The sequence below is a fragment of the Desulfoluna sp. CYM3A genome, assembly GCF_056829965.1.
This window is the reverse complement of sequence record NZ_CP186556.1, coordinates 6,276,879-6,302,530: the sequence shown is the minus strand read 5'-3', so window position 1 is coordinate 6,302,530 and position 25,652 is coordinate 6,276,879. Positions and strand designations below refer to the sequence as shown.

The 25,652-nt window shown below is 58.6% G+C and carries 21 protein-coding genes, 3 tRNA genes and 1 pseudogene; 18 read left to right on the top strand and 7 right to left on the bottom strand.

The features are described from left to right. Nucleotides 1-5: 5 nt before the first annotated feature. Nucleotides 6-377 carry a nitrilase-related carbon-nitrogen hydrolase gene (locus ACOYW1_RS31660; protein ID WP_482423869.1) on the bottom strand — a complete coding sequence of 124 codons (372 nt, stop codon included), beginning with the start codon at nucleotides 375-377 and terminating at the stop codon, nucleotides 6-8. A gap of 4 nt (nucleotides 378-381) precedes the next feature. Continuing rightward, a complete protein-coding gene (gene lnt / locus ACOYW1_RS31655; RefSeq protein WP_482421091.1) occupies nucleotides 382-1,611 on the bottom strand; it encodes an apolipoprotein N-acyltransferase in 1,230 nt (409 codons plus the stop codon). Nucleotides 1,612-2,184: 573 nt separating this feature from the next. On the opposite strand from lnt, the gene ACOYW1_RS31650 reads away from it, so the two are divergent. Then, the gene (locus ACOYW1_RS31650; protein WP_180137228.1) at nucleotides 2,185-2,502 is read left to right on the top strand and encodes an STAS domain-containing protein; all 318 of its coding nucleotides are present in this window, start codon (nucleotides 2,185-2,187) and stop codon (nucleotides 2,500-2,502) included. Between the two features lie 75 nt (nucleotides 2,503-2,577). Here ACOYW1_RS31650 and ACOYW1_RS31645 read toward each other — a convergent pair. Then, nucleotides 2,578-2,654: transfer RNA gene (locus ACOYW1_RS31645), tRNA-Pro, on the bottom strand. Nucleotides 2,655-2,802: 148 nt separating this feature from the next. Continuing rightward, a complete protein-coding gene (locus tag ACOYW1_RS31640; protein ID WP_482421090.1) occupies nucleotides 2,803-3,405 on the bottom strand; it encodes an N-acetylmuramoyl-L-alanine amidase family protein in 603 nt (200 codons plus the stop codon). 430 nt (nucleotides 3,406-3,835) lie between these two features. Here ACOYW1_RS31640 and tig point away from each other — a divergent pair, with 430 nt between their 5' ends. The 7 genes from tig (at nucleotide 3,836) to ACOYW1_RS31605 (ending at nucleotide 10,015) form a co-directional block, all read left to right on the top strand. Further along, nucleotides 3,836-5,173 carry a trigger factor gene (tig, locus tag ACOYW1_RS31635; protein ID WP_482414650.1) on the top strand — a complete coding sequence of 446 codons (1,338 nt, stop codon included), beginning with the start codon at nucleotides 3,836-3,838 and terminating at the stop codon, nucleotides 5,171-5,173. A 60-nt stretch (nucleotides 5,174-5,233) separates the two neighbouring features. Next, the gene (gene clpP / locus ACOYW1_RS31630) at nucleotides 5,234-5,848 is read left to right on the top strand and encodes an ATP-dependent Clp endopeptidase proteolytic subunit ClpP (RefSeq protein WP_482414649.1); all 615 of its coding nucleotides are present in this window, start codon (nucleotides 5,234-5,236) and stop codon (nucleotides 5,846-5,848) included. Between the two features lie 3 nt (nucleotides 5,849-5,851). Further along, entirely contained in the window at nucleotides 5,852-7,090 is a 1,239-nt protein-coding gene (gene clpX / locus ACOYW1_RS31625; RefSeq protein WP_482421089.1) for an ATP-dependent Clp protease ATP-binding subunit ClpX, read from the top strand. Between the two features lie 262 nt (nucleotides 7,091-7,352). Continuing rightward, nucleotides 7,353-8,099: an LON peptidase substrate-binding domain-containing protein gene (locus ACOYW1_RS31620; RefSeq protein WP_482421088.1), complete on the top strand. Its 747-nt coding sequence runs from the start codon at nucleotides 7,353-7,355 to the stop codon at nucleotides 8,097-8,099. Continuing rightward, nucleotides 8,011-9,750 (top strand): endopeptidase La, encoded by a 1,740-nt coding sequence (gene lon, locus ACOYW1_RS31615; protein ID WP_482421087.1) that lies wholly within the window; start codon nucleotides 8,011-8,013, stop codon nucleotides 9,748-9,750. The genes ACOYW1_RS31620 and lon overlap by 89 nt, the downstream gene beginning before the upstream one ends. A 106-nt stretch (nucleotides 9,751-9,856) precedes the next feature. Then, a tRNA-Val gene (locus ACOYW1_RS31610) sits at nucleotides 9,857-9,932 on the top strand. 5 nt (nucleotides 9,933-9,937) lie between these two features. Next, nucleotides 9,938-10,015: transfer RNA gene (locus tag ACOYW1_RS31605), tRNA-Asp, on the top strand. 139 nt (nucleotides 10,016-10,154) lie between these two features. Here ACOYW1_RS31605 and rsmA read toward each other — a convergent pair. Together rsmA and ACOYW1_RS31595 are read right to left on the bottom strand one after the other, a co-directional pair. After that, nucleotides 10,155-11,027: a 16S rRNA (adenine(1518)-N(6)/adenine(1519)-N(6))-dimethyltransferase RsmA gene (gene rsmA, locus ACOYW1_RS31600; RefSeq protein WP_482421086.1), complete on the bottom strand. Its 873-nt coding sequence runs from the start codon at nucleotides 11,025-11,027 to the stop codon at nucleotides 10,155-10,157. Then, nucleotides 11,014-11,508, bottom strand: a complete 495-nt coding sequence (locus ACOYW1_RS31595) for a DUF2062 domain-containing protein (protein ID WP_482423868.1) — start codon at nucleotides 11,506-11,508, stop codon at nucleotides 11,014-11,016. The genes rsmA and ACOYW1_RS31595 overlap by 14 nt, the downstream gene beginning before the upstream one ends. Before the next feature lie 663 nt (nucleotides 11,509-12,171). Between ACOYW1_RS31595 and ACOYW1_RS31590 the strand changes: the two genes are divergently transcribed. The 8 genes from ACOYW1_RS31590 to ACOYW1_RS31555 all read left to right on the top strand — a co-directional run bounded on the left by ACOYW1_RS31590 (nucleotide 12,172) and on the right by ACOYW1_RS31555 (nucleotide 21,109). Beyond that, a complete protein-coding gene (locus ACOYW1_RS31590) occupies nucleotides 12,172-12,603 on the top strand; it encodes a hypothetical protein (protein WP_482414645.1) in 432 nt (143 codons plus the stop codon). Nucleotides 12,604-13,457: 854 nt separating this feature from the next. Further along, entirely contained in the window at nucleotides 13,458-13,805 is a 348-nt protein-coding gene (locus tag ACOYW1_RS31585; protein WP_482421085.1) for an insulinase family protein, read from the top strand. Nucleotides 13,806-13,813: 8 nt separating this feature from the next. Next, the gene (locus ACOYW1_RS31580) at nucleotides 13,814-16,255 is read left to right on the top strand and encodes an insulinase family protein (RefSeq protein ID WP_482421084.1); all 2,442 of its coding nucleotides are present in this window, start codon (nucleotides 13,814-13,816) and stop codon (nucleotides 16,253-16,255) included. A gap of 338 nt (nucleotides 16,256-16,593) precedes the next feature. Next, entirely contained in the window at nucleotides 16,594-16,977 is a 384-nt protein-coding gene (locus tag ACOYW1_RS31575) for a RidA family protein (protein WP_482414643.1), read from the top strand. Nucleotides 16,978-17,038: 61 nt separating this feature from the next. Continuing rightward, nucleotides 17,039-18,421: a tryptophanase gene (locus ACOYW1_RS31570; protein WP_482414642.1), complete on the top strand. Its 1,383-nt coding sequence runs from the start codon at nucleotides 17,039-17,041 to the stop codon at nucleotides 18,419-18,421. Between the two features lie 261 nt (nucleotides 18,422-18,682). Then, nucleotides 18,683-19,015, top strand: coding sequence for a hypothetical protein (locus ACOYW1_RS31565; RefSeq protein ID WP_482421083.1), 333 nt, complete (start codon nucleotides 18,683-18,685; stop codon nucleotides 19,013-19,015). A gap of 20 nt (nucleotides 19,016-19,035) precedes the next feature. Then, nucleotides 19,036-20,028: a sodium-dependent transporter gene (locus ACOYW1_RS31560; RefSeq protein WP_482421082.1), complete on the top strand. Its 993-nt coding sequence runs from the start codon at nucleotides 19,036-19,038 to the stop codon at nucleotides 20,026-20,028. 412 nt (nucleotides 20,029-20,440) lie between these two features. Beyond that, a complete protein-coding gene (locus tag ACOYW1_RS31555) occupies nucleotides 20,441-21,109 on the top strand; it encodes a helix-turn-helix transcriptional regulator (RefSeq protein WP_482414640.1) in 669 nt (222 codons plus the stop codon). A 22-nt stretch (nucleotides 21,110-21,131) separates the two neighbouring features. On the opposite strand, the gene ACOYW1_RS31550 is transcribed toward ACOYW1_RS31555, so the two are convergent. Next, entirely contained in the window at nucleotides 21,132-22,004 is an 873-nt protein-coding gene (locus tag ACOYW1_RS31550) for a Rossmann-like and DUF2520 domain-containing protein (RefSeq protein ID WP_482421081.1), read from the bottom strand. A gap of 498 nt (nucleotides 22,005-22,502) precedes the next feature. Between ACOYW1_RS31550 and hisS the strand changes: the two genes are divergently transcribed. Next, nucleotides 22,503-23,756, top strand: coding sequence for a histidine--tRNA ligase (gene hisS / locus ACOYW1_RS31545; protein ID WP_482421080.1), 1,254 nt, complete (start codon nucleotides 22,503-22,505; stop codon nucleotides 23,754-23,756). Between the two features lie 32 nt (nucleotides 23,757-23,788). Further along, nucleotides 23,789-25,572, top strand: a pseudogene (gene aspS, locus ACOYW1_RS31540) (aspartate--tRNA ligase). Nucleotides 25,573-25,652 lie beyond the last annotated feature (80 nt).

Genomic DNA, 25,652 nt, shown 5'->3' with positions numbered 1-25,652 from the left:
GCCTTTCACAGAAATCGCCGCCTGATGCCCCCGCCCACCGGACCGAACGCAAGGGCCATGGCAACACAAAGCCATGCAAAAAAATCACCGTAGCGCACATACAGGCTGGTCAGGGTCATCACCGGAAGAGAGGCCACGCGCCAGGCCTCTTCATACAGGTCCGTGGCCCCGCTCACGCGCCCCACGGGGTCCACAAACCCGCTGATGCCGGTGTTGGCGCTGCGGGCCAGGGCCCTTCGGGTCTCCACCGCCCGGAAACGGGCCATCTGAAAATGCTGGTAAGGCGCCCCGGACCGACCGAACCAGGCGTCGTTGGTCAGGTTGATGAGAAGCCCCGCCCCAGACCGCACCGACGCCACGGAGAGCTCCGGAAAGATGGACTCAAAGCAGATCTGGATCCCGGCATGCCAGTCCCAGCCCCTGGATGATCCCCTTGGTCCCGGCAGAAAAATTACCGGCCGAGGCCACCAGGCGCTTGACGAAAAAAAGCAGGTTCTGAAACGGGATATACTCCCCGAAGGGGACGAGGTGCACCTTGTCGTAGCTGCCGATGACCGCCCCTTCCGAGGTGACGGCATAGGCCCGGTTAAAATAGCGCCACCCCTGCCCTGCGCGTTCCGCCGCAGGGGCTCCCAGGATCCAGTCCGCATCTCCTTTGGCAAGCCCCCGGTTCACCTCGCGGGTCAAGAGCCCGTCCACCGGGTTCAGGTAATAAAAAGGTGTGGCTGTCTCGGGCCATACAATCACGTCGGGCTCTTTGGCCAGGGCTTCCGTTGAAAGCGCCTGATAGGTCTTGATGGTTGCGGTCTGGTAGGCTGCGTCCCACTTGACCGCCTGATCGATATTTCCCTGAATCACCGCAACCTTCAAGGCCTTGGCCTTGCCCTGCGCTTCATCCACCTCGGCCATGCGATGGGTGCCGTAGGCAAAGGCCCCGCCCACACAGGCAGCGGCCAGCGCCACCGCCAGCACGGGTGCGCCCCACGCCGAACCGGAATGCCCGTCGCCGTTTCGCCCCATTCCGTGCACCACGCACAGGGCCAGGGCCGTATTCACCAGCACGACGAGGAACGAAAGCCCGTACACTCCGGTGACATCCGTCAGCTGAATAAGGGCCAGAGCATCCTGCTGGGTGTAGCCCAGAAGCCCCCAGGGAAACCCGGTGAGGGCTTTGGTGCGTAGGTATTCCAGGGCAACCCAGAGAACAGGGGCCAGCACCAGGGAATAAAGCGTACCCCGTCGCCAGCGGGCAAGGCACCAGGCAAAGGCCCCGACGTAGGCGCCAAGGTAAAGGCAGAGCAGGAGAAGGGCGGCAATGCCCGCAATCCAGGGAATACCACCGTATTGATGAATGGTCCCCACCACCCAGCGCAGCAGGGCCAGAAAATGGAGAACGCCGGTGAGATACCCCACCCGCAGGGCGCGCTTGGGTTCAGAGGTCAGGGAAATCACGATCAGGGGAACAAGGGCCCCCCATGCCAGCAGCCCCAGGGCGGGGCCGGGAAAGGCAAAGGTCAGAAGAAGGGCCCCGGCACATGCCCAGAACAGCTCCGACCGGATCCGGGAACTTGACTCCCCCCGCCATACGGCGATGTCGCTTAAAGATACCACCTGTTTGTCTCCTCGCATGAGATGAGATACGGAGCCGTGGGCTCCGGCTGAATTCAGTGCTTGCGGTTTCCATGGGGTCGGACCTGCCAACGGCCCTCAGCTGCCAACTATTGACCAGCCGCGGGCAGGGTGTCAATGGATTTTGCGACGGCTTGCGGCCCGCGCCAGCCCACGAATTCCTCATAAGGACAAGCGGTTGGACCCATATTTTTATTTGTGATTTCCCAACCGGTGTGGTAAAAATAGCCATATATGCACCCTTGATGAGGAGGCTGCGGCCTTAATTCCTGACAAACGCCTCACACCGTAAGGGCACTGTCCCAATCCCCAGGAATCATAAACCGTGAAACCGTTACCCTCAGCGGAACCGATACGTCGACCAACGGGCCAGACAGCCCCGCCATTTCACGCTGATATCCCTCTTTCCCGAGCCCACCCCTTCGACCGGTGACGCGACATGCGCAGCACCGCCAGGATTGACGGACAAGAGGCCGGGGCATGCCCGGCCCACAACCCGAACAACCATAATGACGCCACAACCCCATCCTTATTTTAACGACGAAAAGGTGGAACATGAGTGAAATCATTCGAGATGACCGTCGCGTGACCATTCGCCCGGGACGAGATATTGTCGCCTCCATGGCCGGCGAGTTTCGATCGGAATTAAACGGTGAGATTGCCGAAGAGCTGGAGGAACTGACCATCGACCTGCATGGGGTTGAGATGGTGGACTCCGTGGGGATCGGGGTCATTATCGCCACCCACAACACCCTGGACCAGCACGGCGCCACCCTGAAGGTGATCAACATTGCCGAAGACATCTACGGGCTCTTCACGACCATGCGCCTGGATCGCCACTTTACCATTGAAAAGGCGGGGGATTCGCCCTGAGGCGAAGGCAGGGGCGGCCTTCATTTCGGCCATAAAAAAACCACCCCTCTTTTCAAGGGGTGGTTTCAAGAAATCTGGTCGGGGCGGCAGGATTCGAACCTGCGACATCCTGCTCCCAAAGCAGGCGCGCTACCAGGCTGCGCTACGCCCCGATTAAACGACAGGGAAACTAACACAGTTGCCTGGACCATGCAAGGGCTAATACCGCCGCCTGCTCAGCGCAGGAGATAAGCGTCGATCCCGGCAGCCACGGCAGCTGCCACCCGCCGGAGGTGCTCGGGACTTTCGAGCCGCCCCTCTTCAGGGATGCATGGCCGCTCCCACCTCCAGAAGCACCACCGGCATCCCGGCGCCCCTGGCTATTCCCAGGGGGACCGCCGAGTAATCCACCCCTTCATACCCGTCAAGAAGGGCCAGGGGCCGCTCCAGCACCGTGGCCAGTGCCTGGCTCTCCGGAATATGGGGCCGATGGCCTCCGCCCCATCCGTTATCACGGCCCGAATCTGTCGCACGGCCCTTGGGTTCATGCTGAACAAAAAGGGCGATGCGGTTGGCATCACGGGAGAGCCCCCCACCTGCGTGCAATGAAATCAAGAGGTCACCGTGGAAGCTGTTGGCAAGTTCGACCCGACGCATGACGGACATCTCGCGGTCCGACTCCCGCGTCAGGCGCACATCACAGGAGAGTCCCAGCTGCCTCCTCAATTCGAGGGCCAGGGCCAGGGTCACATCTTTCTCTCGGGACCCGTAGGAACCGGTCACACCGACATCGTCGCCGCCGTGCCCGGGATCCAGGACCACCACGGGCCTCTCCCCCCCATAACCTGCTGCGGCAAACAGCAGAACCATGACACAGGCGGAAACCAAGGCCACGGCCTTCGGCCCCCTTCCACTTTTGAGCATTCCTTCACCCCTTCGGCGGCGCTGCGCGGGGAGGATGAAACCCGAAGCCCCTTCTCATCACGCCCTTCACCAATAGTATTTGACATTGCCCGAAAAATTTATTGTCAATTTCGCCGATTTTAACCCAGGGCCCCCGAGAATCGCCCAAAATCTTGATTCCAAGGCCCTTTCAGGCGTTCAACGCCGCTGAAAACTATAAAAGATAAAGCGGCATTTGAACAGGAAAAAACATCCCCCGAGCCCCATGCCGAAACCCGGCAGGCACCGGAAGATGATGACATTATGAAACAGGGCTGCACCCTCGCGCGGCCCTTACGGGTATTCACCTTTTGCCGACCAAAGGGTGGGGTAACGTCAGCAGCAATCAAGGCGCATGTCGACCGCCTGGTTCCAGGCAGGCCGAAAGGGTGCCGAAGTGGAAAGGATCACAATGAATTTTACTGTAGAAGACGTCAGCAGCGTCAAGAAGACCCTGCATATCGAAGTGCCGAATGAAACCGTTGTCGGCGAACTGGATGCAGCATACAACCAGCTGAAGAAAACAGCCAAGGTCAAAGGCTTTCGCCCCGGCAAGGCCCCCCGTTCCGTTCTGGAGCGCATGTATAAAAATGATGTCCACGGCGACGTCGTCTCCAAACTGATCCAGTCCGCTCTCATGGAAGCGATCCGTGACAAAGAGTACAGCATCATCGGCCAGCCCGAGCTGGTGGAAGCCCCCGAGCTGGATCCTGCGGCTGATTTCAAATTCACCGCCTCCGTTGAACTCCGCCCCGAACTCGGCGAGATCAACTTCAAAGAGATGAAAATCACCAAGACCCTCTACAAGGCCACCGACGAAGAGCTCGACGCCCAGCTCCAGATGCTTCGCCGCAACGGCGCCAAGCGCGAGCCCATCGCCGAGGCCCGTCCCGCAGCCGACGGCGACTACGCCGTGCTGACCTACGAGGGTTTCAAGGACGGCGAGTCCTTCGAGAACACCCCCCTCGTGGAAAACCAGCAGATGAAGATCGGTGCTGCGGCCATGAGCAACCAGTTCGATGAGCAGCTCGTGGGCATGAACGCCGGTGACGAAAAAGAGTTCGAGATCACCTACGCCGACACCTACGTCAACTCCAACCTGGCGGGCAACACCCTCACCTTCAAGGTGAAGCTCAACCAGATCCTGGAAGAGGTGCTCCCCGAGCTCACCGACGAATTCGCCAAGACCATGGGTCCCTTCGACTCCATTGACGCCCTGAAGGAAGAGATCGTTAAAAACCTCACCGCCAACTACGAAAAGAGAATGGAGCAGGAGCTCAACGAGCAGATCTTCTCCACCCTCATCGAGCGCCATGAGTTTGACGTCCCCGACATCATGATCGAGTACGAACTCGACGCCATTCTGGCCGAGGCCGAGCGTGCCTTCCAGATGAACGGCATGAGCATCGAGCAGCTTGGCAAGAGCCGCGAAGAGCTCCGTGATCAGTACCGTGAGCTGGCCGACAAGCAGGTTCGCCGCCACCTCCTCCTGGCCGCCATCGTCCAGCAGGAAGAGATGGAACTCACCGACGAAGAGCTCGAAGCAGGTTACGCCGATATGGCCGCCATGGTGGGCCAGCCCGTGGACGCCATCCACGCTTTTTACCAGGCCAACCCCGACAAAATCGATGTTTTGAAGCTTACCCTGCTTGAAAAAAAGGCAGTGCGTCTTATTATTGAGATTAGCGACGTTGACGAAGTGGAACCAACGCTCGAAGACGCAGACGCCGCGGAAGCGGACGAAGCGTAACGCCGAATTAAAACCAAGGGCTGCCCTTTGGGGCAGCCTTTCACCAAGGAGGAGACACTCGTGCCACTTATCCCCATGGTAGTTGAGCAGACAAGCAGAGGTGAAAGGTCGTACGACATCTATTCACGACTTCTCAAAGACCGGATCGTTATTTTAGGCACCGCCATCAACGATGAAGTCGCCAACCTGCTGGTGGCGCAGCTACTCTTCCTGGAATCGGAAGATCCTGACAAAGACATCTACCTGTACGTCAACTCCCCGGGGGGGTCCGTAACAGCCGGTATGGCTATTTACGACACCATGCAATACATCAAACCGGAGGTTGCTACCGTCTGTATCGGACAGGCCGCCAGCATGGGGGCCCTGCTCCTGTGCGCAGGGGCCGAGAAAAAACGATACAGCCTTCCCAACTCCCGTATCATGATTCACCAGCCATTGGGTGGAGCCCAGGGCCAGGCGGCGGATATCGAAATCCACGCCCGGGAGATTCTCCGCATGCGCGAAGAACTCAACAACATCCTGGTAACCCACACAGGGCAGCCCTACGACAAAGTTCAGGCGGATACCGACAGGGATTTCTTCATGTCCGGCCTGGAAGCCAAGGAGTACGGCCTCATCGATCATGTCGTCAAGAACAGGGAAGATCTGGCGAACCTTGTAAAATCGGAGGAGTAATCCATGACAAAACAGTCGGACGGAAATGATAAGCTTTTCTGCTCGTTCTGCGGTAAAAACCAGAAAGAAGTCAAGAAGCTCATCGCCGGTCCCGCAGTGTATATCTGCGACGAATGCATCCAGCTCTGCAGCGAGATCATTGAGGATGAAGGCATCAAGGAGCCCCAGAGCCCCGAAGTGCTCTTGACCCCCAAGGAGATCAAAGAGCGACTCGATGAGTATGTCATCGAGCAGGATCGGGCCAAGAAAGTCCTCTCCGTAGCCGTCCGGAACCACTACAAGCGACTGGACTCGGCCATGAGCTCGTCGGAGGTGGAACTTCAGAAAAGCAACATCCTGCTCATCGGGCCCACCGGCTCGGGGAAAACCCTGCTGGCTCAGACCCTGGCGCGCTTCCTGGATGTGCCCTTCACCATTGCCGACGCCACCAGCCTCACCGAGGCGGGCTACGTGGGCGAAGACGTGGAGAACATCATCCTCTCCCTGCTCCAGAATGCGGATTACGACGTGGAACGGGCCGAACGCGGCATTGTCTACATCGATGAGATCGACAAAATCGCCCAGCGTTCCGACAACCCCTCCATCACCCGGGATGTCTCCGGCGAAGGGGTGCAGCAGGCCCTCCTCAAGATCATCGAGGGAACAACGGCCAGCGTCCCCCCCAAAGGGGGCCGTAAGCACCCGCAGCAGGACTTTGTCAAGATCAACACCAACAACATCCTGTTTATCTGCGGCGGTACCTTTACCGGCCTGGAGAAACTGGTCCAGAGGCGAACCGGCGAAAAAGCGCTGGGCTTCGGGGCCACCGTCACCAGCCGACAAGACAAGAGCCTGGGTGAACTCCTCACGATGGTTCGACCGGAAGACCTCATCAAGTTCGGGCTCATTCCCGAATTTCTCGGACGCCTTCCCGTCATCGCCACCCTGAACGAGCTGGGCGAAAACTCACTGATCAAGATCCTGACGGAACCCAAGAACGCACTGATCAAGCAGTTCCAGAAGCTCTTCGAGTTCGAAGACGTGAAGCTCCGGTTCACCGACGACGCGGTGAAGGCCATCGCCCACGAGGCGGTGGAACGTAAGTCCGGTGCCCGCGGCCTTCGGGCCATCCTCGAGCGATCCATGCTTGATATCATGTACGAAATCCCTTCCCTGGAAAACATCAGCGAGTGCGTGATCAATGAAGATGTGATCCTCGAAAAAGTCATCATTCTCTCCGAAACACCTCAGCAGCAGGCTTGAGGAACACGGAACCCCTCCGCGGAACCACCTGACGTACCGGCGCAGGACCGGCCCCGTCCTTCAGACCCCCGCGGGTGACTGTTCCCCTGGCCCTCTGGCCGGCACAATCCGGTTGAACGCCCTTTCCGCCCCTTTGCGGTGCGGAAAGGGCCCCGGTTTGATCGGCGATCCCCTGTGGGACCATCCTTTGAACGTGCCCTTCAGGCCGCTGACCCTTCCTCCTCGACCAACTACCTTATCAGATGATGGTGAAGAAGCTCCGATGATCAATATACCGAAGATATTTAAAAACGATGATTCCAGTTCCAGCCGTGTGACGCTTCCGATTCTTCCCCTGCGGGACATCGTGGTTTTCCCCGGAATGGTGGTGCCCCTGTTTGTGGGACGGACCAAGTCCGTCAACGCACTGGCTGAGGCCATGGGAAAAAACAAAACCATTTTCCTGTCGACCCAGCGCATCGCCGGAGTGGACAACCCCGAAGAGCAGGACATCAGCAGTGTCGGAACCGTGGGCACCATCCTTCAGCTTCTCAAACTGCCCGACGGCACGGTCAAGGCCCTGGTGGAAGGCAAGGCCCGAGGCCGCATCGTCTCGTTTATCCCCGGCGAGGAATTCCTGTCCGTGGATGCCGAGCCCATGCCGGAGACCCCGGTGACCGAAGCCGAAGGCGAAGCCCTGTCCCGGGCCGTCATCGATGCCTTTGAAGAGTACACCAAGCTCAACAAGAGCATCTCCAAAGAGCTCATCGGAAAAGTTGCCGCCATCGAAGAATCAGGAAAGCTGGCCGACACCGTCGCCTCCCACCTGCCCTTCAAGGTCGCCGACAAGCAGACCCTTCTGGAAGCAGTGGACATCGGCAAGCGCATGGACATCCTTCTGGGGCTCATCAAGCGCCCCCCGAGAAGGCGAAATCTTCGAAATGGGTCAGAAAATTCGCGGTCGGGTGAAAAACCAGATCGAGCAGACCCAGAAAAACTACTACCTCACCGAACAGATGCGGGCCATTAAAAAGGAGATGGGTGCCGACGACAGCGCCGACGACGAACTCCAGGAGCTTGAGCAGCGCATCAAGGGCAAGCGCCTCTCCAAGGAGGCGGCCTTCAAGGTGAAGCAGGAATTCAAAAAGCTCAAGATGATGTCGCCCATGAGCGCCGAAGCCAGTGTGGTACGAAACTACATCGACTGGATGCTGGACCTGCCCTGGTACAACCGCAGCAAGACCAAGAGCGATCTCACCGAAGCCGAGGCCATCCTCAACAAGGACCACTTTGGCCTGGAAAAGCCCAAGGAGCGCATCCTGGAGTACCTGGCCGTGCAGTCCCTGGTCAACAAGGTACGGGGCCCCATCCTCTGCCTTGTGGGCCCTCCGGGTGTGGGCAAGACCTCCCTGGCACGCTCTGTTGCCCGTGCCACGGGCAGGCGCTTTATCCGCATCTCCTTAGGGGGCGTGCGCGACGAAGCGGAAATCCGGGGACACCGCCGCACATACGTGGGCGCCATGCCCGGTAAAATCATCCAGAACCTGAAAAAAGCCGGAGTCAACAACCCGGTCTTCTGCCTCGACGAGGTGGACAAGATGAGCACCGACTTCAGGGGCGACCCCTCGTCCGCCCTTCTGGAGGTGCTGGATCCCGAGCAGAACAACACCTTCAACGACCACTTCCTTGATGTGGACTACGATTTGTCGGACATCCTGTTCATCACCACGGCCAACACCCTCTCGGACATCCCCCTGCCCCTGCAGGACAGGATGGAGGTGATCCGTATCCCCGGCTACACCGAGCAGGAAAAATACATGATCGCCAAGGACCACCTCATCCCTAAACAGACCAAGATGAACGGCCTGAAAGTGGATGAGATCGACTTTACCCGCCAGGCGGTTTTCGACATCATCCGCAACTACACCCGGGAGGCAGGGGTTCGAAACCTGGAACGGGAGATCTCCGGCGTCTGCAGGAAAAGCGCCCTGGAGGTGGTCAAGAAGAAGGCGAAAAAGCCGGTGAAGATCGTGCCTAAGAAGGTGGAAAAACACCTCGGCCCCATCCGCTTCCGCTACGGCCAGGGAGAAGAGAAGGACCAGATCGGCATTGTCACGGGCCTGGCCTGGACCCAGGTAGGGGGTGAGCTCCTCTGCATCGAAACGGCCCTGATGCCCGGCAAAGGCAACCTCACGGTCACGGGCAAGCTCGGAGACGTCATGAAAGAGTCGGCACGGGCCGCGGTAAGCTACGTCCGATCCAAATCCGCAGCCCTGAAGCTCGACGACGATTTCTACAGCAAGGTGGACATCCACATCCACGTGCCCGAAGGAGCCATCCCCAAAGACGGCCCCTCTGCCGGCATCACCATGTGCACGGCCCTTGTCTCCGCCTTTACCAAATACCCCGTGGACAAAGATGTGGCCATGACAGGCGAGATCACCCTCAGGGGACGGGTCCTGCCCATCGGCGGCCTCAAGGAGAAGATCCTTGCCGCCCATCGCGGGGGCCTGAAAAAGGTGATCATCCCCAAAGAGAACGAAAAGGACCTGGAAGAGATTCCGGCCTCCATCCTCAAGCAGATGGAGGTGGTTCCGGCCGACCATCTGGATGACGTGTTAAACGAAGCCCTTATCACGCCTGAAGGAACCAGCCTTTTCACCAGCCCGGAGCTGGCCTGACCCGAGGCAAAAAAAAATAACACCGGGTCACTTTATTCCCTTGACGTGACCCGATGAATATTGCTAAAAAGGCTTCGTTCCTGAGGGCGAAAGCCTTCACGGCAACGGGCGATTAACTCAGTTGGTAGAGTGCGACCCTTACAAGGTTGAAGTCGCAGGTTCGAGCCCTGCATCGCCCACCACCTGCGGGGGTGTAGTTCAGTTTGGTTAGAACGCCAGCCTGTCACGCTGGAGGCCGCGAGTTCGAGTCTCGTCACTCCCGCCACCATAAAAAGAACAAGGGTTCCTTTTTTAAAAAGGAACCCTTTTTTTATGCCCTGAAAATGCCCCTTTCATCCCCCTTACAAAAAAAAGGCCCCGAAGCCATGCCCGGAGCCTTTAAAGTACGGTCGCTTCCGCGTTCGTTAGTCGCCGGACGCCTCGGGCGATGCCGCAAGGAAATCGGCCAGGGCATTGGCCAGCCCGACGAACTCGGCCACCGTCAGGGACTCGGCCCTTCGGTTCACCGCGATCCCCGCAGCGCCCAGCACCTCCTCGGCCTGTACCGGACTCAGGGGCAGTTCACTGTTGGACAGAGCGTTGCGAAGATTCTTGCGACGTTTCCCGAAAGCCGCCTTGATCACGGCAAACAACAACGCCTCGTCCGTGGCCACGTGGGGCGGATCAGCAAGGAAGGTCACCTCGATCACCTCAGAGTCCACCTTGGGCCGGGGAAAGAACTTGGAGGCATCCACCCGCACCAGGGTCCGAATCCGCGCACAATAGCCCAGCATGGCCGCCATACGGCCAAAATTCCGAGTTCCCTCAGGGGCCGTGATGCGCTCGGCCAACTCCTTCTGAAACATAAAAAGGGCCTTTTTCACCCAGCGACGCTCACGAATCATCTGCACGAGAATCTGGGACGAGATATTGTACGGGAGGTTTCCCGCCACAATAATGGGCCCCCCATGGGCCTCGGCGATCTCCGTCAGGCTGACGTTCAGAATGTCTTCATTCAATATCTCCACGTTCTCGGTGCCCGAAGCAAGAAGCTCGGAGCGAAGAACAGGCAGGATCTGGCTGTCTTTTTCAATGGCACATACGCGGGCAGCCCGCCTTGCAAGGGGCACGGTCAAGGCCCCCAGACCCGGGCCGATCTCCACCACAAGGTCCTCGGGCGCGATGCCCGCGCGCTCGGCGATAAGCTCCGGCACCGAGGGGTCGTTCAAAAAATTCTGCCCAAACTTCTTTTTCGCATGCATATCCCACGCAGCCAGGGTAATTCTAGGCGATGTCATCGTCACTCTCCTCGCCGCATTGGCGATTTCCATCATTCTTGTATCTTGATTTACTGATCACTTTTACACTCGTGTATGTGCCCGCAATCATCTTTCGCGTTAAAAAATAGGTTACAATGGTAGGAATAACAGCCAACACAATACTTCCCGCAAGCATCATGCACGCCACCCCGAAATGGTGAGCAAGAAAGCCTTTGATCCGTTCCAGTTTTTCTGCCAGTGGGATCCCGCTTTCCATCACCCGAATCATCAGGTCGATATTCGGTCCATCCCCGCGGTTCCCGCCGAACAGCCCCACACCGACCTTGTAACTGCTGTAATAAAACAGGGGGATCGTCAACGGATTGGCAATCCAGACCCCTATTGCTGCCGCCGGCTTACTGCCATGGAGAACAAAGGCCAGGACGATTGCTAAAGCCGTATGAAAAGGAATGGTGGGAGTTACACCCACAAACACGCCGATTGCCATTCCCATGGCAATATAGTGAGGGTAGCCCCAACCTCTAATTTTTTAGAAAGAAAAACGAAAATTGTTTTTTTTATTTTGTTCCAATACTTATGTCATTAGACATAAGGATTTCTGTCCAGATAAGAATCATTGTTCAAATCCCTAAAAAAGCAAAGCCTTAGAAAACAACGTCACATAAACAAAAACTGTAACAACGACCTAATTTTTTTCCCGGGTGGACGTTTTCGTTACAGTGACTGTCGCAGGGTATGGAAAGGGCTGAAACGGCACCGAAATTTTCATGGGCCGATCCACCAATCCATTTTATTTTCGGCGATTTGAAAATACCATGAAACGCATACCCTTTCAACACGATTTGTGCTTTTTCCGCCGTGACGTCCCCACGTTTTCATGATTTTTACTAAAAGGTCCGTTTTTTCCTTTGAAGATTGCTTGACTCTCATAAACAATTAAGTTATCTAACGGGTAATCCTTACTAGAGGATGTCTCTTGATCGATTTCTGTTTTGCCTACAAGCATAAACCATGTTTGTCATGGAGCTCCTGAGCGTGCGTGCTGACGAGAGGGGGGAAATGCGCGTGCAGGGGTGTGCAGATCGGTCGTGTGGTATTCAGACATCCTTCTGGTTGTATATAAACCCAAATAATAAGAAACAAAACAGCACAAGGAGGACATATGTCTGCAGAGACCCCCAACCCCGTTCAGGAAGAGCAAGCACCCGAAACCCCGGCCACCCGTCGTCGCGTACGTACCAAGCCGGTGAGCATTGACTCCCTTTTCAAGACCATCATCAAAAGCTACGATATCCCGTCCCGTCAGGACATCGAAAAGCTTTCTGCTCAGATTGATCGTCTTGAAAAACTGATTCGCCAGACCTCAGGCCGTGGCTACGTCGCCAGCGCCGGAAAAGAAAAAGGCGACCGCTCCGAAATGACTGCATCCGGCACAGTGCTCAAGGTCATTAAGAGCTCACGCAACGGAGCCGACTTCGCTAAAATTCAGGCAAAAACCGGTTTTGAAGACAAAAAACTTCGCAACATCATTTTCCGCCTGAACAAAATCGGCCGCATCAAGCGCAAGACCCGTGGCGTGTATATCGCCGCCTAAAGAGCCGGAAGCTTCATACCGGGCACCTGCCTCTGACGTCCTTCTTCCAAGTGACGCCCGGTATACACGCTTCAGGGACATGGAAACGGCCCGTGCACTTCGGCATACTCATCCGTGCCGACACCCCTCACCCGCTGTCACCAGACATCGTCGGGTTGAAATCCGGGTGCGCCTGTACGAACCCGCGTTTCCGGGTCCCACATCCATTTCATTTGCTCTTGCCCGATTCAGGATCGTTCTCCCTTACAGGTTGTGGATATCCCGGGCCCCTGGATTTACGCCAGGCACGTATTCGTGCCCCTTTGCATAGCAAACGGGTGATTCCAAGGCCCTTACGCCGTCGCGCACAGGCGATGCACTCCCTTTGCGCCCTGGCGGCCGGTGTGTTGTCCACAACCTGTCAGGGAGGACAACCCCCTTTCCTTCCCCACTGTTTCATCCGAAGAAAACACGAACTCTTTGGCCCAGCCCTCGACAAACGGGCTTGGGATGCCCATCTTATAGAATCGCAGCGCACCTTCACGCGCCCGACCGGATTGTCACGCTAAGGGCCCGAGGCGGCCACAACACATCACCCGGCCCCGCGCCGAGCACGGTGAATCGTCTTTGGTGGCCTTGTCCTGCATGCAACCCGGCGTGCGCAGAACCATAGATTTTGGGATGAACCAGACCATGACACACAACGACCCCTGCAACACCCCCATCCAGACAGGGCAGCCCCTTCCGCCACTGGCCTGCGCGTCAAGGCGTGCCCCATCCCCGACATCCATGCCTATTATTACGAGCTGAAGCACGATGCCAGCGGGGCGTCCCACATCCACATCAGCGCAGAAGACCGGGAAAACACCTTTTCCGTGGCCTTCAAAACCGTGCCCAAAGACTCCACGGGGGTGGCCCATATCCTGGAGCACACCGCCCTTTGCGGCTCAGAGCGCTACCCGGTACGAGACCCCTTTTTCTCCATGATCAAGCGGAGCCTCAACACCTTCATGAACGCCTTCACCGCGTCGGACTGGACCATGTACCCCTTTGCCAGCCAGAACCGGAAGGACTTCTACAACCTCATGGATGTCTACCTGGACGCCGCCTTCTTTCCCCGCATCGATGAGTTGAGCTTCAAGCAGGAAGGCCACCGCCTCGAATTCGAGGCCGGCAAAGAGGAGATGAACATATCCTTCAAGGGGTGGTCTACAACGAGATGAAAGGAGCCATGAGCTCCCCCCACCAGGTGCTGGGACGCGCCCTCAACAAGGCGCTCATGCCCGAGACCACCTACGCCAACAACTCCGGCGGGGACCCCGAAGCCATTCCCGACCTCAGCTGGGATGAGCTCAAGGCCTTCCACGCCCGGCACTACCACCCCAGCAACGCCTACTTTTTCACCTACGGGGACATTCCCCTGGCCGATCACCTCAAGGTCATCAGCGAAAAGGTCCTCTCCCGTTTCGAAAAAATCGACCCCAAAACCACGGTGGAGCCCCAGGGGCGCTGGACCGCACCCCGCAAGGTGGTGGAGTACTACCCGGCCGACGAGGAAGAGGGACGGGACAACCGCGCCCAGGTGAGCCTGGTCTGGCTGGTCACCGACATCCTCAACACCCGGGAGACCCTGGCCTTCAGCCTCCTCTCCCAGATCCTCCTGGGCAACGCGGCCGCCCCCCTGCGCAAGGCCCTCATCGACTCGAACCTCGGCTCCTCCCTCTGCGACGCCACGGGCTTTGACTCCGACGCCCGGGACGCCTCCTTTGGCTGCGGCCTCAAAGAGACCCGCGTTGAAGACGCCGACGCCATTGAGGCCCTGGTCTTTGATTCCCTGGCGCGCATCGCCGACGACGGCATCGACACGGACCTCATCGACTCGGCCATCCACCAGATGGAGATAAGGCGGCGTGAAATCTCCAACACCCCGTACCCCTACGGCATCAAAATCCTCCTGGGACTTGCCGGCTGCTGGTTCCACGGCGGGGATCCCGAAAAGCTCCTCCTTTTGGATGACGACCTGAGCGCCATCAAGGATGCCGTCAAACAAGGGGGCTACTTCGAATCCCTCATACGTGAGCGCCTGCTGGAGAACCCCCACCGGGTCCGCTTTACCCTGGCCCCGGACAGCACCCTGGCCGCCAGACAGGCCCAGGAAGAGAAGAGCAGGCTGCAAGCCATCGCCCAAAAACTCACCGAGGACGAAAAGAAGAAGATCAACGCCGATGCCCGGGCCCTGAAGGTCCTTCAGGAGGCAGAAGAGGACATCTCCTGCCTGCCCACCTTAGAGCTTTCCGACATCCCGGCCACCATCGACTCGGTCATCCCGGCAAGCAGGAACGGCCAGCGCATCTTCACCTACCCCTGCGCCACCAACACCCTTCTGTACTACACCGGCGTGCTGGAGGCAGGCAGCCTTGACGACGACCTGGTGCCCCTGGTCCCCTTCTTCTGCTCCGCCATTATGAAGGTGGGCACCGCCCAAAAGAACTACGAGGAGCTCGCCCGGGCCATTGCCGCCCACACCGGCGGCATGGGGCTCTCCCCGGCTTCCCGGAGGCGTTACGACGAAAACCGATCCGCCCTGCCCCTCATCGCCGTCAACAGCAAGTGCCTTGCCAGGAACCGGGGGGCCATGTTCGACCTTCTCACCGAAACCCTCACCCAGTACCGATTCACCGACCTCAAACGGCTCCGCAACCTCCTTCTGGAGTACCGGGCGTCCTTAGAGGCCGCGGTGGTGCAGAACGGCCACAGCCTGGCCATCTCCCTTGCCAACCGAAACTTCACCGACTCCCTGGCCCTTTCGGAACTCTGGAACGGGGTCGGCCAGATCCGGTACATCAAAGAGATCACCGAGGACCTGGTACGCGGGGACGCCTCCGAAGAGCAGCTGGCCCGCATCGGAGACCAGCTCGCCCGCATCGGCGACGCCTTCCTCAACCGGGGCAACCTGCGCTGCGCCCTGGCCGGAGACGAAGCCACCCTGGCCCGGGCAGAGGCCGACCAGCTCGCCCTGTCCCAGGCCCTGCCCGAAGGCTCCTCGCCCTTGAGCTTTGCCTCGGTACCGGCAACCTGCACCCCGGTCCACGAAGGGTGGGCCACCAACAGCGCCGTCTCCTTTGTGGCCTCCTCCTTTCCCGTGGTCTCCATGGGGCACGAGGACGCACCGGCCCTGTCCATCATCGCCCGGCTCCTCCGCTCCCTCTACCTCCACCGGGAGATCCGGGAAAAGGGCGGGGCCTACGGCGCCTTTGCCGCCTACAGCAGCGAAGAGGGCACTTTCAGCATGGGATCCTACCGGGATCCCCACGTGGTAAAAACCCTTTCGGCATACGACGGCGCCGCCCGGTACATCACCGGCACCGACTACACCGACGAGGACGTCAAAGAGGCCATTCTCCAGGCCGCAGCCGCCATCGATCGCCCCGAGACACCGGCGGCTGCCGCGCGCAAAGGATTTTTCCGCGAGCTGGTGGGCCTCTCTGATGACACGCGCAAGGCCTTTAAAGAGGGACTCCTGGCCCTGAACGCCCAAAAGGTCCGGGCCGCTGCCGCGCGCTACTTCCCCCCCGAAGCCGACCTGGCGAGTGTGGCGATTATCTCCGGTGCCGACAGGCTCAAGGGACTCTCCGGCCGCCTGGACAAGGAGCTCGAGATTCACACCATCTGATCCAAATCCGGCAGGGGCGTAAGCACCGCCCCTGCCCTCCTCCCTTTCCGACACACACACCCCCCAAGGGTGTGCGTGTCCGTACCCCGCAGGACCACAAACAAACCAACCCCACACCGCCCCAGATTTAATAAAACTTTCTCATATCCTCTCATCACAGAGACTCTACACAAGACGCTTCTTACCATTTAAATACAGATACTTAGATATGCAAACCACTTTTCGCAAAATTTTATTCTCGGATAATAAAGATTTTCTTTGACAATAATTTTTTTTCACTATAAAACCCTATCAGTCAACAGCGGTCATGATTGAAATCACGAGTTAAGGAATAGATCATGAAAGAGACACTTTTCACAGAAAAAGCACCGGCAGCCATCGGGCCCTACTCCCAGGGCGTCGTGACTCCCAACCTTGTCTTTGTTTCAGGACAGCTTCCGGTCGACCCGAAAACCGGAGCGTTTCCCGCAGGAGGCATCGCCTCCCAGACAAGACAATCCCTTCAGAACCTCGCCGAAATCCTCGCATGCAAAAACATGACCCTGGGCCATGTCGTGAAGACCACCGTCTTCCTGTCCAGCATGGACGATTTCAGCGAAATGAACGCCGTCTATCAAGAGATGTTCGGGGAAGGCAACTACCCGGCACGATCGGCCGTCGAAGTGGCACGACTTCCCAAGGACGCCCTGGTCGAAATTGAAGCCATCGCGGTCGTCGGTTAGGCACCGGACATCTCTATCTCTTACGATTCATATAAAATCAGATACATTGGAGGCTAACATCATGGCAATCAAATACGTCGCCGAACCCTTCCGAATCAAAATGGTCGAAACCATCAAAATGCTCACCCGCGAAGAGAGGGTGCAGAAAATCGCCGAGGCGAAATACAACACCTTCAACCTCAAGGGCGAAGATGTCTACATCGACCTGCTCACCGACAGCGGCACCAACGCCATGAGCCAGGAGCAGTGGGCCGGCGTCATGCGCGGTGACGAAGCCTACGCAGGCAGCTCAAGCTACTACAAGCTCCTCGACGCCGCCCGGGACATCACCGGCTACAAGTACATCCAGCCTGTGCACCAGGGCCGTGCCGCGGAAAAAGTACTCTTCGGCGTGATGATGGGAGAGGGCCAGTACTCCATCTCCAACATGCACTTCGACACCACCCGCGCCCATGTGGAGCTTGCCGGGGCACGCGCTGTGGACTGTGTGGTTCCCATCGCCAACGAGCCCTCAAAACGAGCTCCTTTTAAAGGCAACATGGATGTTGAGCGGCTCGAATCCTTAATTAAGGAATACGGCCCCGAGAACGTGGCCCTGGTCATCATGACCGTCACCAACAACTCCGCAGGGGGTCAGCCTGTCTCCATGGCCAACGTCAAAGAGACCGCAGCCATCTGTAAAAAATACGGCATCAAGCTCAACATCGACGCCGCCCGCTACGCGGAAAACGCCTACTTCATCAAACAGCGCGAAGAAGGGTACGCCGACAAGTCCATCAAAGAGATCATCAACGAGATGTTCAGCTACGCGGACAGCTTCACCATGAGCGCCAAAAAAGACACCATCGTCAACATGGGCGGCCTGTTCGGCGTCAAGGATGACGAAGAGCTCTTCACCGCGTGCAAGGGACGCACCATCTCCTTTGAAGGCTTCACCACCTACGGCGGCCTCTCCGGCCGTGACCTCGAAGCCCTGGCCATCGGCCTCTACGAAGGTCTCGACGAGGACTACCTCAGGTACCGCATCGGCCAGATGGAGTACCTTGCCTCCCGCCTGGACGACGCCGGCATCGCCTACCAGTCCCCTGTGGGCGGCCACGGTGTCTTCGTAGACGCCAAGGCGCTGTTCCCCCACATCCCCTACAATGAGTTCCCGGGCCAGGCCCTGGCCATCGAGCTCTACATCGAGGCCGGCATCCGAACCTGCGACATCGGCTCCTACATGCTGGGCAACGACCCGGACACCGGCAAACAGCTCGAAGCCAACTTTGAGTTCACCCGCTTTGCCATCGCCCGCCGCGTCTACACCCAGGCCCACATCGACATCATGGCCGACGCCCTCATCGAGATCAAAAAACGGGCCGACCAGGTCAAAGGCTACCGCATCACCTGGGAGCCCCCCGTCCTGCGTCACTTCCAGGCTCACCTTGAACCCGTAAAATAGTCCACCTCCACATACCTGCAGCCCTTCGGGACTGCCTACAGTCTAGTATCCGGGCAAAAATCAGCCCAACGCCTTGCGGACACCCCCTACAAACGTGTACCAACCTTTTGTCTTGTTTTTGAACAACACACCCATGGGATGACCGTTCCACCCATGGATGTCGACCGCAGATTATGTTCCGGAAAAGCAGCAATGCAGCTGTATCTTTCCGGAAGCTCTCTCTTTGATTTTTTTTCTGGTGTTTTTTGAAGGAGTGAAGCTGTGTCTGAACAAAAGAAGATCAATACGGATCCCGTCGACAGGGATAATTTTGATTCGAGAGTTGGATTCATCCTTGCCTGCATCGGTTCTGCAGTGGGGATGGCAAATATTTGGCTGTTTCCTTATCGGCTCGGGCAATTCGGCGGAGCCGCCTTTCTCATCCCTTACATTCTATTCATTGTCATCATCGGCCTCTTCGGCGTCATCGGAGAGATGTCCTTCGGCAGGGCCATGGGCACCGGCCCCTTAGGCGCCTTCAAAAAGGCGTGTGAGCGTCGCGGGTTCAAGTACGGCGAAGTCTTCGGCATCGTCCGAGTTGCTCAGGCTCACTGAGCATTGCCATCGGTTACGCGGTGGTGGTGGGCTGGATCCTCCGGTTCACCGTGGGCTCCTTCACCGGAGCCGTCACCAGTGCCCCGGACTGCGGCGCCTATTTCGGGCAGATCGCAGGGCCCATGGGCAGCGTCAGCTGGCACCTCCTCGGCCTTGCCATCACCTTTGCCGTCATGATCCTGGGTGTCTCCAACGGCATCGAAAAGGTCAACAAGGTCATGATGCCCGGCTTTTTTATTCTCTTTATCCTGCTGGCCATCCGGGTCTTCACCCTCCCGGGTTCCGGGGAAGGCTACCGGTATCTCTTTGTGGCCAAGTGGGACCTTTTAAAAGACCCCAAAACATGGGTCTACGCCCTGGGACAGGCCTTCTTCTCCCTCTCCCTGGCCGGATCCGGCACCGTGGTCTACGGCAGTTACCTCAAAAAGAGCGAAGACGTGGTGGGCTGCGCCAAGAACGTGGCCATCTTCGATACCCTGGCCGCCCTGCTGGCCGCGGTGGTCATCATCCCGGCCGTCTTTGCCTTCAAGCTTGATGTCACGGCCGGTCCTCCCCTGATGTTCATCACCATGCCCAACGTGTTCAAGATGATGCCGTGCGGCACGCTCTTCTCCATCGTTTTCTTTGTGGCGGTCCTCTTTGCCGGCGTCAGTTCCCTGATGAACCTGTTTGAAACGCCGGTGGAGGCCCTTCAGCAGCGACTCAAGATCTCACGGGTCGCGGCCATCGTCATCATCGCCCTCATCAGCGGCACCGTGGGGCTGATCCTGGAAAACGGGGCCACCTTGAGCACCTGGATGGACATCGTCTCCATCTATCTCATCCCCTTAGGAGCCCTTCTGGCGGGCATCATGTTCTTCTGGGTCTGCGGCCCGGGCTTTGCCAGGGAGCAGGCCCAGACCGGGCGGGACAAAACCATCGGCGCCTGGTTCGAGCCCATGACGAAATACGGCTTCTGCGGAGCCACCATCATCGTCTACATTCTGGGCATCGTCTACGGAGGCATCGGGTAACCCCCATGGCCATCGCCTGCTGATCCCATCCCGTAACCCAAGTGTGGGTTACGGTTTTACGCCGGAGTTGCAAAGCCCCTTTATTTTCCGGGGTCTTCCCGGCGTTTAAGCCCAGTTACGCATTGCATCCTTACCGGCGGTGGTATAAGTACAAAAGGGTATCATTCACGCAACAACGTGCAGTCCGACACCAGCTGAGGGGCGAGGGGGCCCTTTCGGGAACCAGGCCGTATCGGCCCGAAGCCCGAGGTACAGGAAAACACGAAGACATGCCAGGCACCGGCGTTTCGCAAGCGTTGAAGCCATGCTGCCGTCATGCTGATAACGGATCCGAGACCATGCTCCGGGGCCATTCCCCCCTTTCCACGGTGGCCGGTAAACGCACCCAACATATCTTGAAAGACAAAAGACCATGAACGACGCCTTAAAACGCCAGTACAGCCTGATCGTGGAATTTCTGGGAAAAGCCCTGGGCCCCGATTTCGAAGTGGTCCTCCACGACACGGAGGATCACATCAACTCCATCGTGGCCATCGCCAACGGGCATATCAGCCAGCGAACCGTGGGGGCACCCCTGACCGACTTCGGCCTGGAGGTCATCTCCAACGAAAGCTTCAGCGAAAAAAAATACAAGATCAATTACAACGGGGTCTCTAAGGATCATCGCATCCTGAGGTCCTCCACCATGTTCATCCGCGACGACAACAAAAACATCGTGGGCCTTCTCTGCATCAACTTCGATGACCGCCGCTACAAAAACATCAGCGAGCAGATCCTGAAGCTCTGCCACCCGGACATGCTCATCGAGAGCAACAACGCCTACGAATCGGTGGATTCCCTTGTCAACAATGCAGGGGAACGGTTCTACGACTCGGCCATTGAAGAGACGGATGCCGTCATCCAGGGCTACCTGAACAAGCACAACACCTCCATCGACCGACTGGTCCAGGACGACCGCATCGACATCGTGGACATCCTGAACCAGAAAGGGATCTTCAAACTCAAGGGCGCGGTGCGCACCGTGGCCAAACAGCTCGGGTGCTCGGAACCCACCATCTACCGGTACTTGAGCAAGCTGTAGCCGTGCGCCCTGCCCCTGTTCATCAGGATGTCAACCGGCGCACCAGCGCCTCTTCGGCCTCCGGGGTGAGGGTCCCCTTGCGGCTGGCCATGTCCACGGTGTGGAGGCACAACGCCTTGTAAAGGGCCGCAAGACCCGGCTTCATCTCCGCGATCTTGTCCAGGTGGGTGCCGATGGTATCCACGTCGCCCCTGGCAACAGGCCCGGTGAGGGCCGCCACCGGACCGACCTTCCGGATGTTGGCCATGGTCCCTTCGATCAAGGGCCCAAGCACGCTCCAGGCGTCCTCTTCCGAAACCCCGGCATCACCGATGAACTGCCAGGCCATGTCCTGGACGGTGACAAAGCAATTGGAGGCCACCACGGCTGCGGCGTGGTACATGGTCTTGGCCCGGGTCTCGATGGTAAGGCCCCTGGCCCCCAGGTCGGCGGCAAGGCCCAGGGCAAGCTCAACAGACGGCGCATCCCCTTCAACGGACATGATGATGCCCTCAAAGGGGTTGGTCTCCCGATCGGCCCCGGCAAAGCTCTGCAGGGGGTGCATGGACCCGATACGGGCCCCGGCAAGTCTGGCCTTCTCCATGATGGTGGACGGCAGTGAGCCGCTGCAGTGAAGGACAGTGGCCCCCTGTTTGAATCCCCCGGCTGCGGCAATGGCCTCGGCCACCTCGGCGATGGTGTCGTCCGGCGTGGTGATAAAGACCAGATCGGCGTCCCGGGTCACGGCCACCGGATCCGTCGAATACAGGGTCCCGGAAACCAGGCCCGCCGCCTTCTTTGCCGATTCGGCGCTGCGGCTCGCCACCCCGCACAGGGGGTATCCCACACGGTTCAGGTGGATAACCAGGCTGGTTCCCACTCGTCCACATCCCACCACTGCACATCTTGCTTTCACGTCTACTCCCCCTTCTTTCCAGCTTTTCATTGGAGCGCACCGGCCCCTGCAGGCCCAACGCCCTTTCCTGCATCGCGGATGCAAGGCCCAACCCTGTTCAACCACAGAACTTCCGGCTGGGCCAACAATGTTCATGCATACTGCAGCTCCGGGAAAAACTCAATTCATTTCCCGGTAACGCCATCTAAAAAACATTCATCTTCAGCCCGGCAATTACCTGTTGCGATACAAGTAGGGGTTGATTTGCACCCCTCCATGCACACGGGACGGCGCAACCGCTTGAAAAATCACTGGGAATCATCCGGACACCGCCCGCAGCCCCATGGCTGCCCCGGGCGCCTTACCTGCCAGTATCCGAGACTCCCACGGTCTTTTTAAGGGCGGCACTTTCGTGCATGCGGCAGGGGGCACCGACCCCATCCCGGAGCGCCGCACACGGGGCCGGCTTTTTCTTTTGAACTTCAAAACGCAGGTACGAAGGCGGTTTAAGCACAGCACATGATACAGCTTATCAAAGGATTCAAAGATGTTCTGCCCGGTGAAATCGAAGTGTGGCAGACCATCGAACGCGCAGCCAAAGAGACATTTGAAAACTTCGGGTTCCAGGAACTCCGCCTTCCCATCGTGGAAAAATCGGAGCTCTTTTCCCGAAGCATCGGCGACACCACCGATATTGTGGAAAAGGAGATGTACACCTTTGAGGACGGCAAACGGGGGCACGTGACCCTGCGTCCCGAAGCCACCGCATCGGTGGTCCGGTCCTACATCCAGCACAAGATGTACGCCAAGGACCCCATCCGAAAGTTCTACACCATCGGCCCGATGTTCCGCAGGGAACGCCCCCAGAAAGGGCGCTACCGTCAGTTTTACCAGATCGACGCCGAGGTGTTCGGGATCGACTCCCCGTACCTCGACGCCCAGCTCATCTTCATGCTGGCCACCCTGCTGGAAAAACTCAAGGCCAGGGACGTCAAGGCCCACATCAACTCCCTGGGCTGCCCCTGCTGCCGCCCCAACTTCCAGAAGGCCCTCAAGGACCTCCTCGACGCCAAGAAAGAGAGCCTCTGCGAGAACTGCCTCAGGCGAAGTGAGAAGAACCCCTTAAGGGTCCTGGACTGCAAGGTCCCGTCCTGCCGCGAGGCCGTGGAAGGAGCGCCCTCCATCCTCGACCACCTCTGCGACGACTGCCGCGAGCACTTTGAGACCGTCAAGAGCGTTCTCACGGAAAACGGGGTGGACTATGAGGTGGACACCCGCCTGGTGCGCGGCCTCGACTACTACACCCGCACCGCCTTTGAGGTGCTCACCACCTCCCTGGGCGCCCAGAACGCCGTGGCCGGCGGTGGGCGATACGACGGGCTGGTCAAGGCCCTGGGCGGACCGGAAGTACCCGCCATCGGATTTGCCATCGGCTTTGACCGACTGGCGGAGATCGTGGCCATGCAGCAGACCATCGAAGCGGACGGCCCCACCCTTTACATCGCCCCCTTAGGCGATGCGGCCACGGAAAAAGCGGCCACCTGGGCCATGCAGCTGGCCGCCAACGGCGTCTTCTGCGAGGCCGATTTTGCGGGGCGCAGCCTCAAAAGCCACATGAAGCGGGCCGATAAGCTGAACGCAGCCCATGTCCTCATGGTGGGCGACGATGAGCTGGACAGGGGCGTGGCCGCCCTGAGGAACATGGCCACCAAAGAGCAGTGGGATCTTCCCCTGGATGGGCTGGTGGAGACACTGGTCGACCGATTCAACTAAACGATATCAGAAAGCACAAAGGAGTCAGGGCATTGACAGATCTACTTGGTGATATGAGACGAACCCACAACTGCTGCGACTTAACCACCGCCCACGTGGGAGAAGAAGTGGTCCTTATGGGCTGGGTACAGACCCGGCGGGACCACGGCGGCGTCATTTTCGTGGACTTGAGAGACCGAAGCGGCATTGCCCAGGTGGTCTTCAGCCCCGAGGTGAACACCGAGGTCCATGAAAAAGCCCACGCCGTCAGGAGCGAATTCGTCCTCGGCGTCCGGGGCACCGTGGCCGCGCGCCCCGCAGACATGGTCAACGACAAAATGGTCACCGGCGCCATCGAGGTGAACGTGGACGAGCTGCGCATCCTGAACCGCGCCGTGACCCCGCCCTTCGCCGTCGAAGACGACATCGAGGTGGGTGAACACCGCCTTAAGAACCGCCACATCGACCTGCGGCGTCCCAAGTACCAGAAAAACATCATCGCCCGGCACCAGACCACCCAGGCGGTTCGAAACTACCTCAGCGGCAAGGGGTTCCTCGACATCGAGACCCCCTTCCTCACCAAAAGCACCCCGGAAGGCGCCCGGGACTACCTGGTGCCCAGCCGCGTAAACCAGGGCCTCTTCTACGCCCTGCCCCAGTCGCCCCAGCTCTTCAAGCAGCTCCTGATGATGAGCGGCTTCGACCGCTACTACCAGATCGTCAAGTGCTTCCGCGACGAGGACCTGCGCGCCGACCGCCAGCCCGAGTTCACCCAGATCGATATGGAGCTGAGCTTTGTGGGGGAAAAAGAGATCATGTCCATTGCCGAAGGCATGGTCTCAAGCGTCTTTAAAGAGGTGCTGGGTGTGGACCTTGAGCCCCCCTTCGAGCACCTGCTCTACGCCGACGCCATGGACCGCTACGGCCGGGACCGCAGCCCGACCTGCGCTTCGACATGGAGCTTAAAGATGTCTCCTCCATCGTGGAGACCTCCGGCTTCAAGGTCTTTGCCGACGTGGTCAAAAAAGGCGGCATGGTCAAGGCCCTCAACGCCAAGGGCTGCATCGACTTCTCCCGCAAGGAGATCGACGACCTCACCAAGTTCGTCTCCATCTACCGCGCCAAGGGCCTGGCCTGGATCAAGGTTAAGGAAAACGAGTGGCAGTCCCCCATCGCCAAGTTCTTCACCGACGACGAGAAGAAGGCCCTGGCCGAGCGCATCGACATGGAGCCCGGCGACCTCATCTTCTTTGTGGCGGACCAGCCCAAGGTGGTCAACGAGTCCCTGGGCAACCTGCGAAACCACCTGGCCGAAAAGCTGGGCCTCATCAACAAGGACGAGTTCCGCTTTGTGTGTGGCCAGCTTCCTCTTCGATCCGGAGAAGAGACGGAAAAACGCTACCAGTCCCTGCACCACCCCTTCACCGCACCCCTGGAGGAGGATTACGAGCACATCGAGACCGATCCTTTGAAGCTGCGTTCCAGGGCCTACGACCTGGTTCTCAACGGCTCCGAGATCGGTGGCGGCAGCATCCGTATCCATGACCGTGCCATCCAGGAACGCATGTTCTCGGCCCTGGGCATGGACAAGGAAGAGTACGAGGAGAAGTTCGGCTTCCTCTTAAACGCCCTGGAATCCGGTGCGCCTCCCCACGGCGGCATCGCCTTCGGCCTGGACCGCCTGGTGATGATCCTGTGCGGCATGCCCTCCATCCGGGACGTCATCGCCTTCCCCAAAACCCAGAAGGCCTCCTGCATGCTCACCGATGCCCCTTCCGAGGCGGGCATGGCCCAGCTCAACGAATTGGCCCTTCGAATCAAGAAAATCGAATCGTAGAGCAATTCAAGTCAGATACCCCCGACACCGGTTTCCCGCCAGTAAGAGGGGGCGAAAAAAACAGGGTCCTCGCCCTGTTT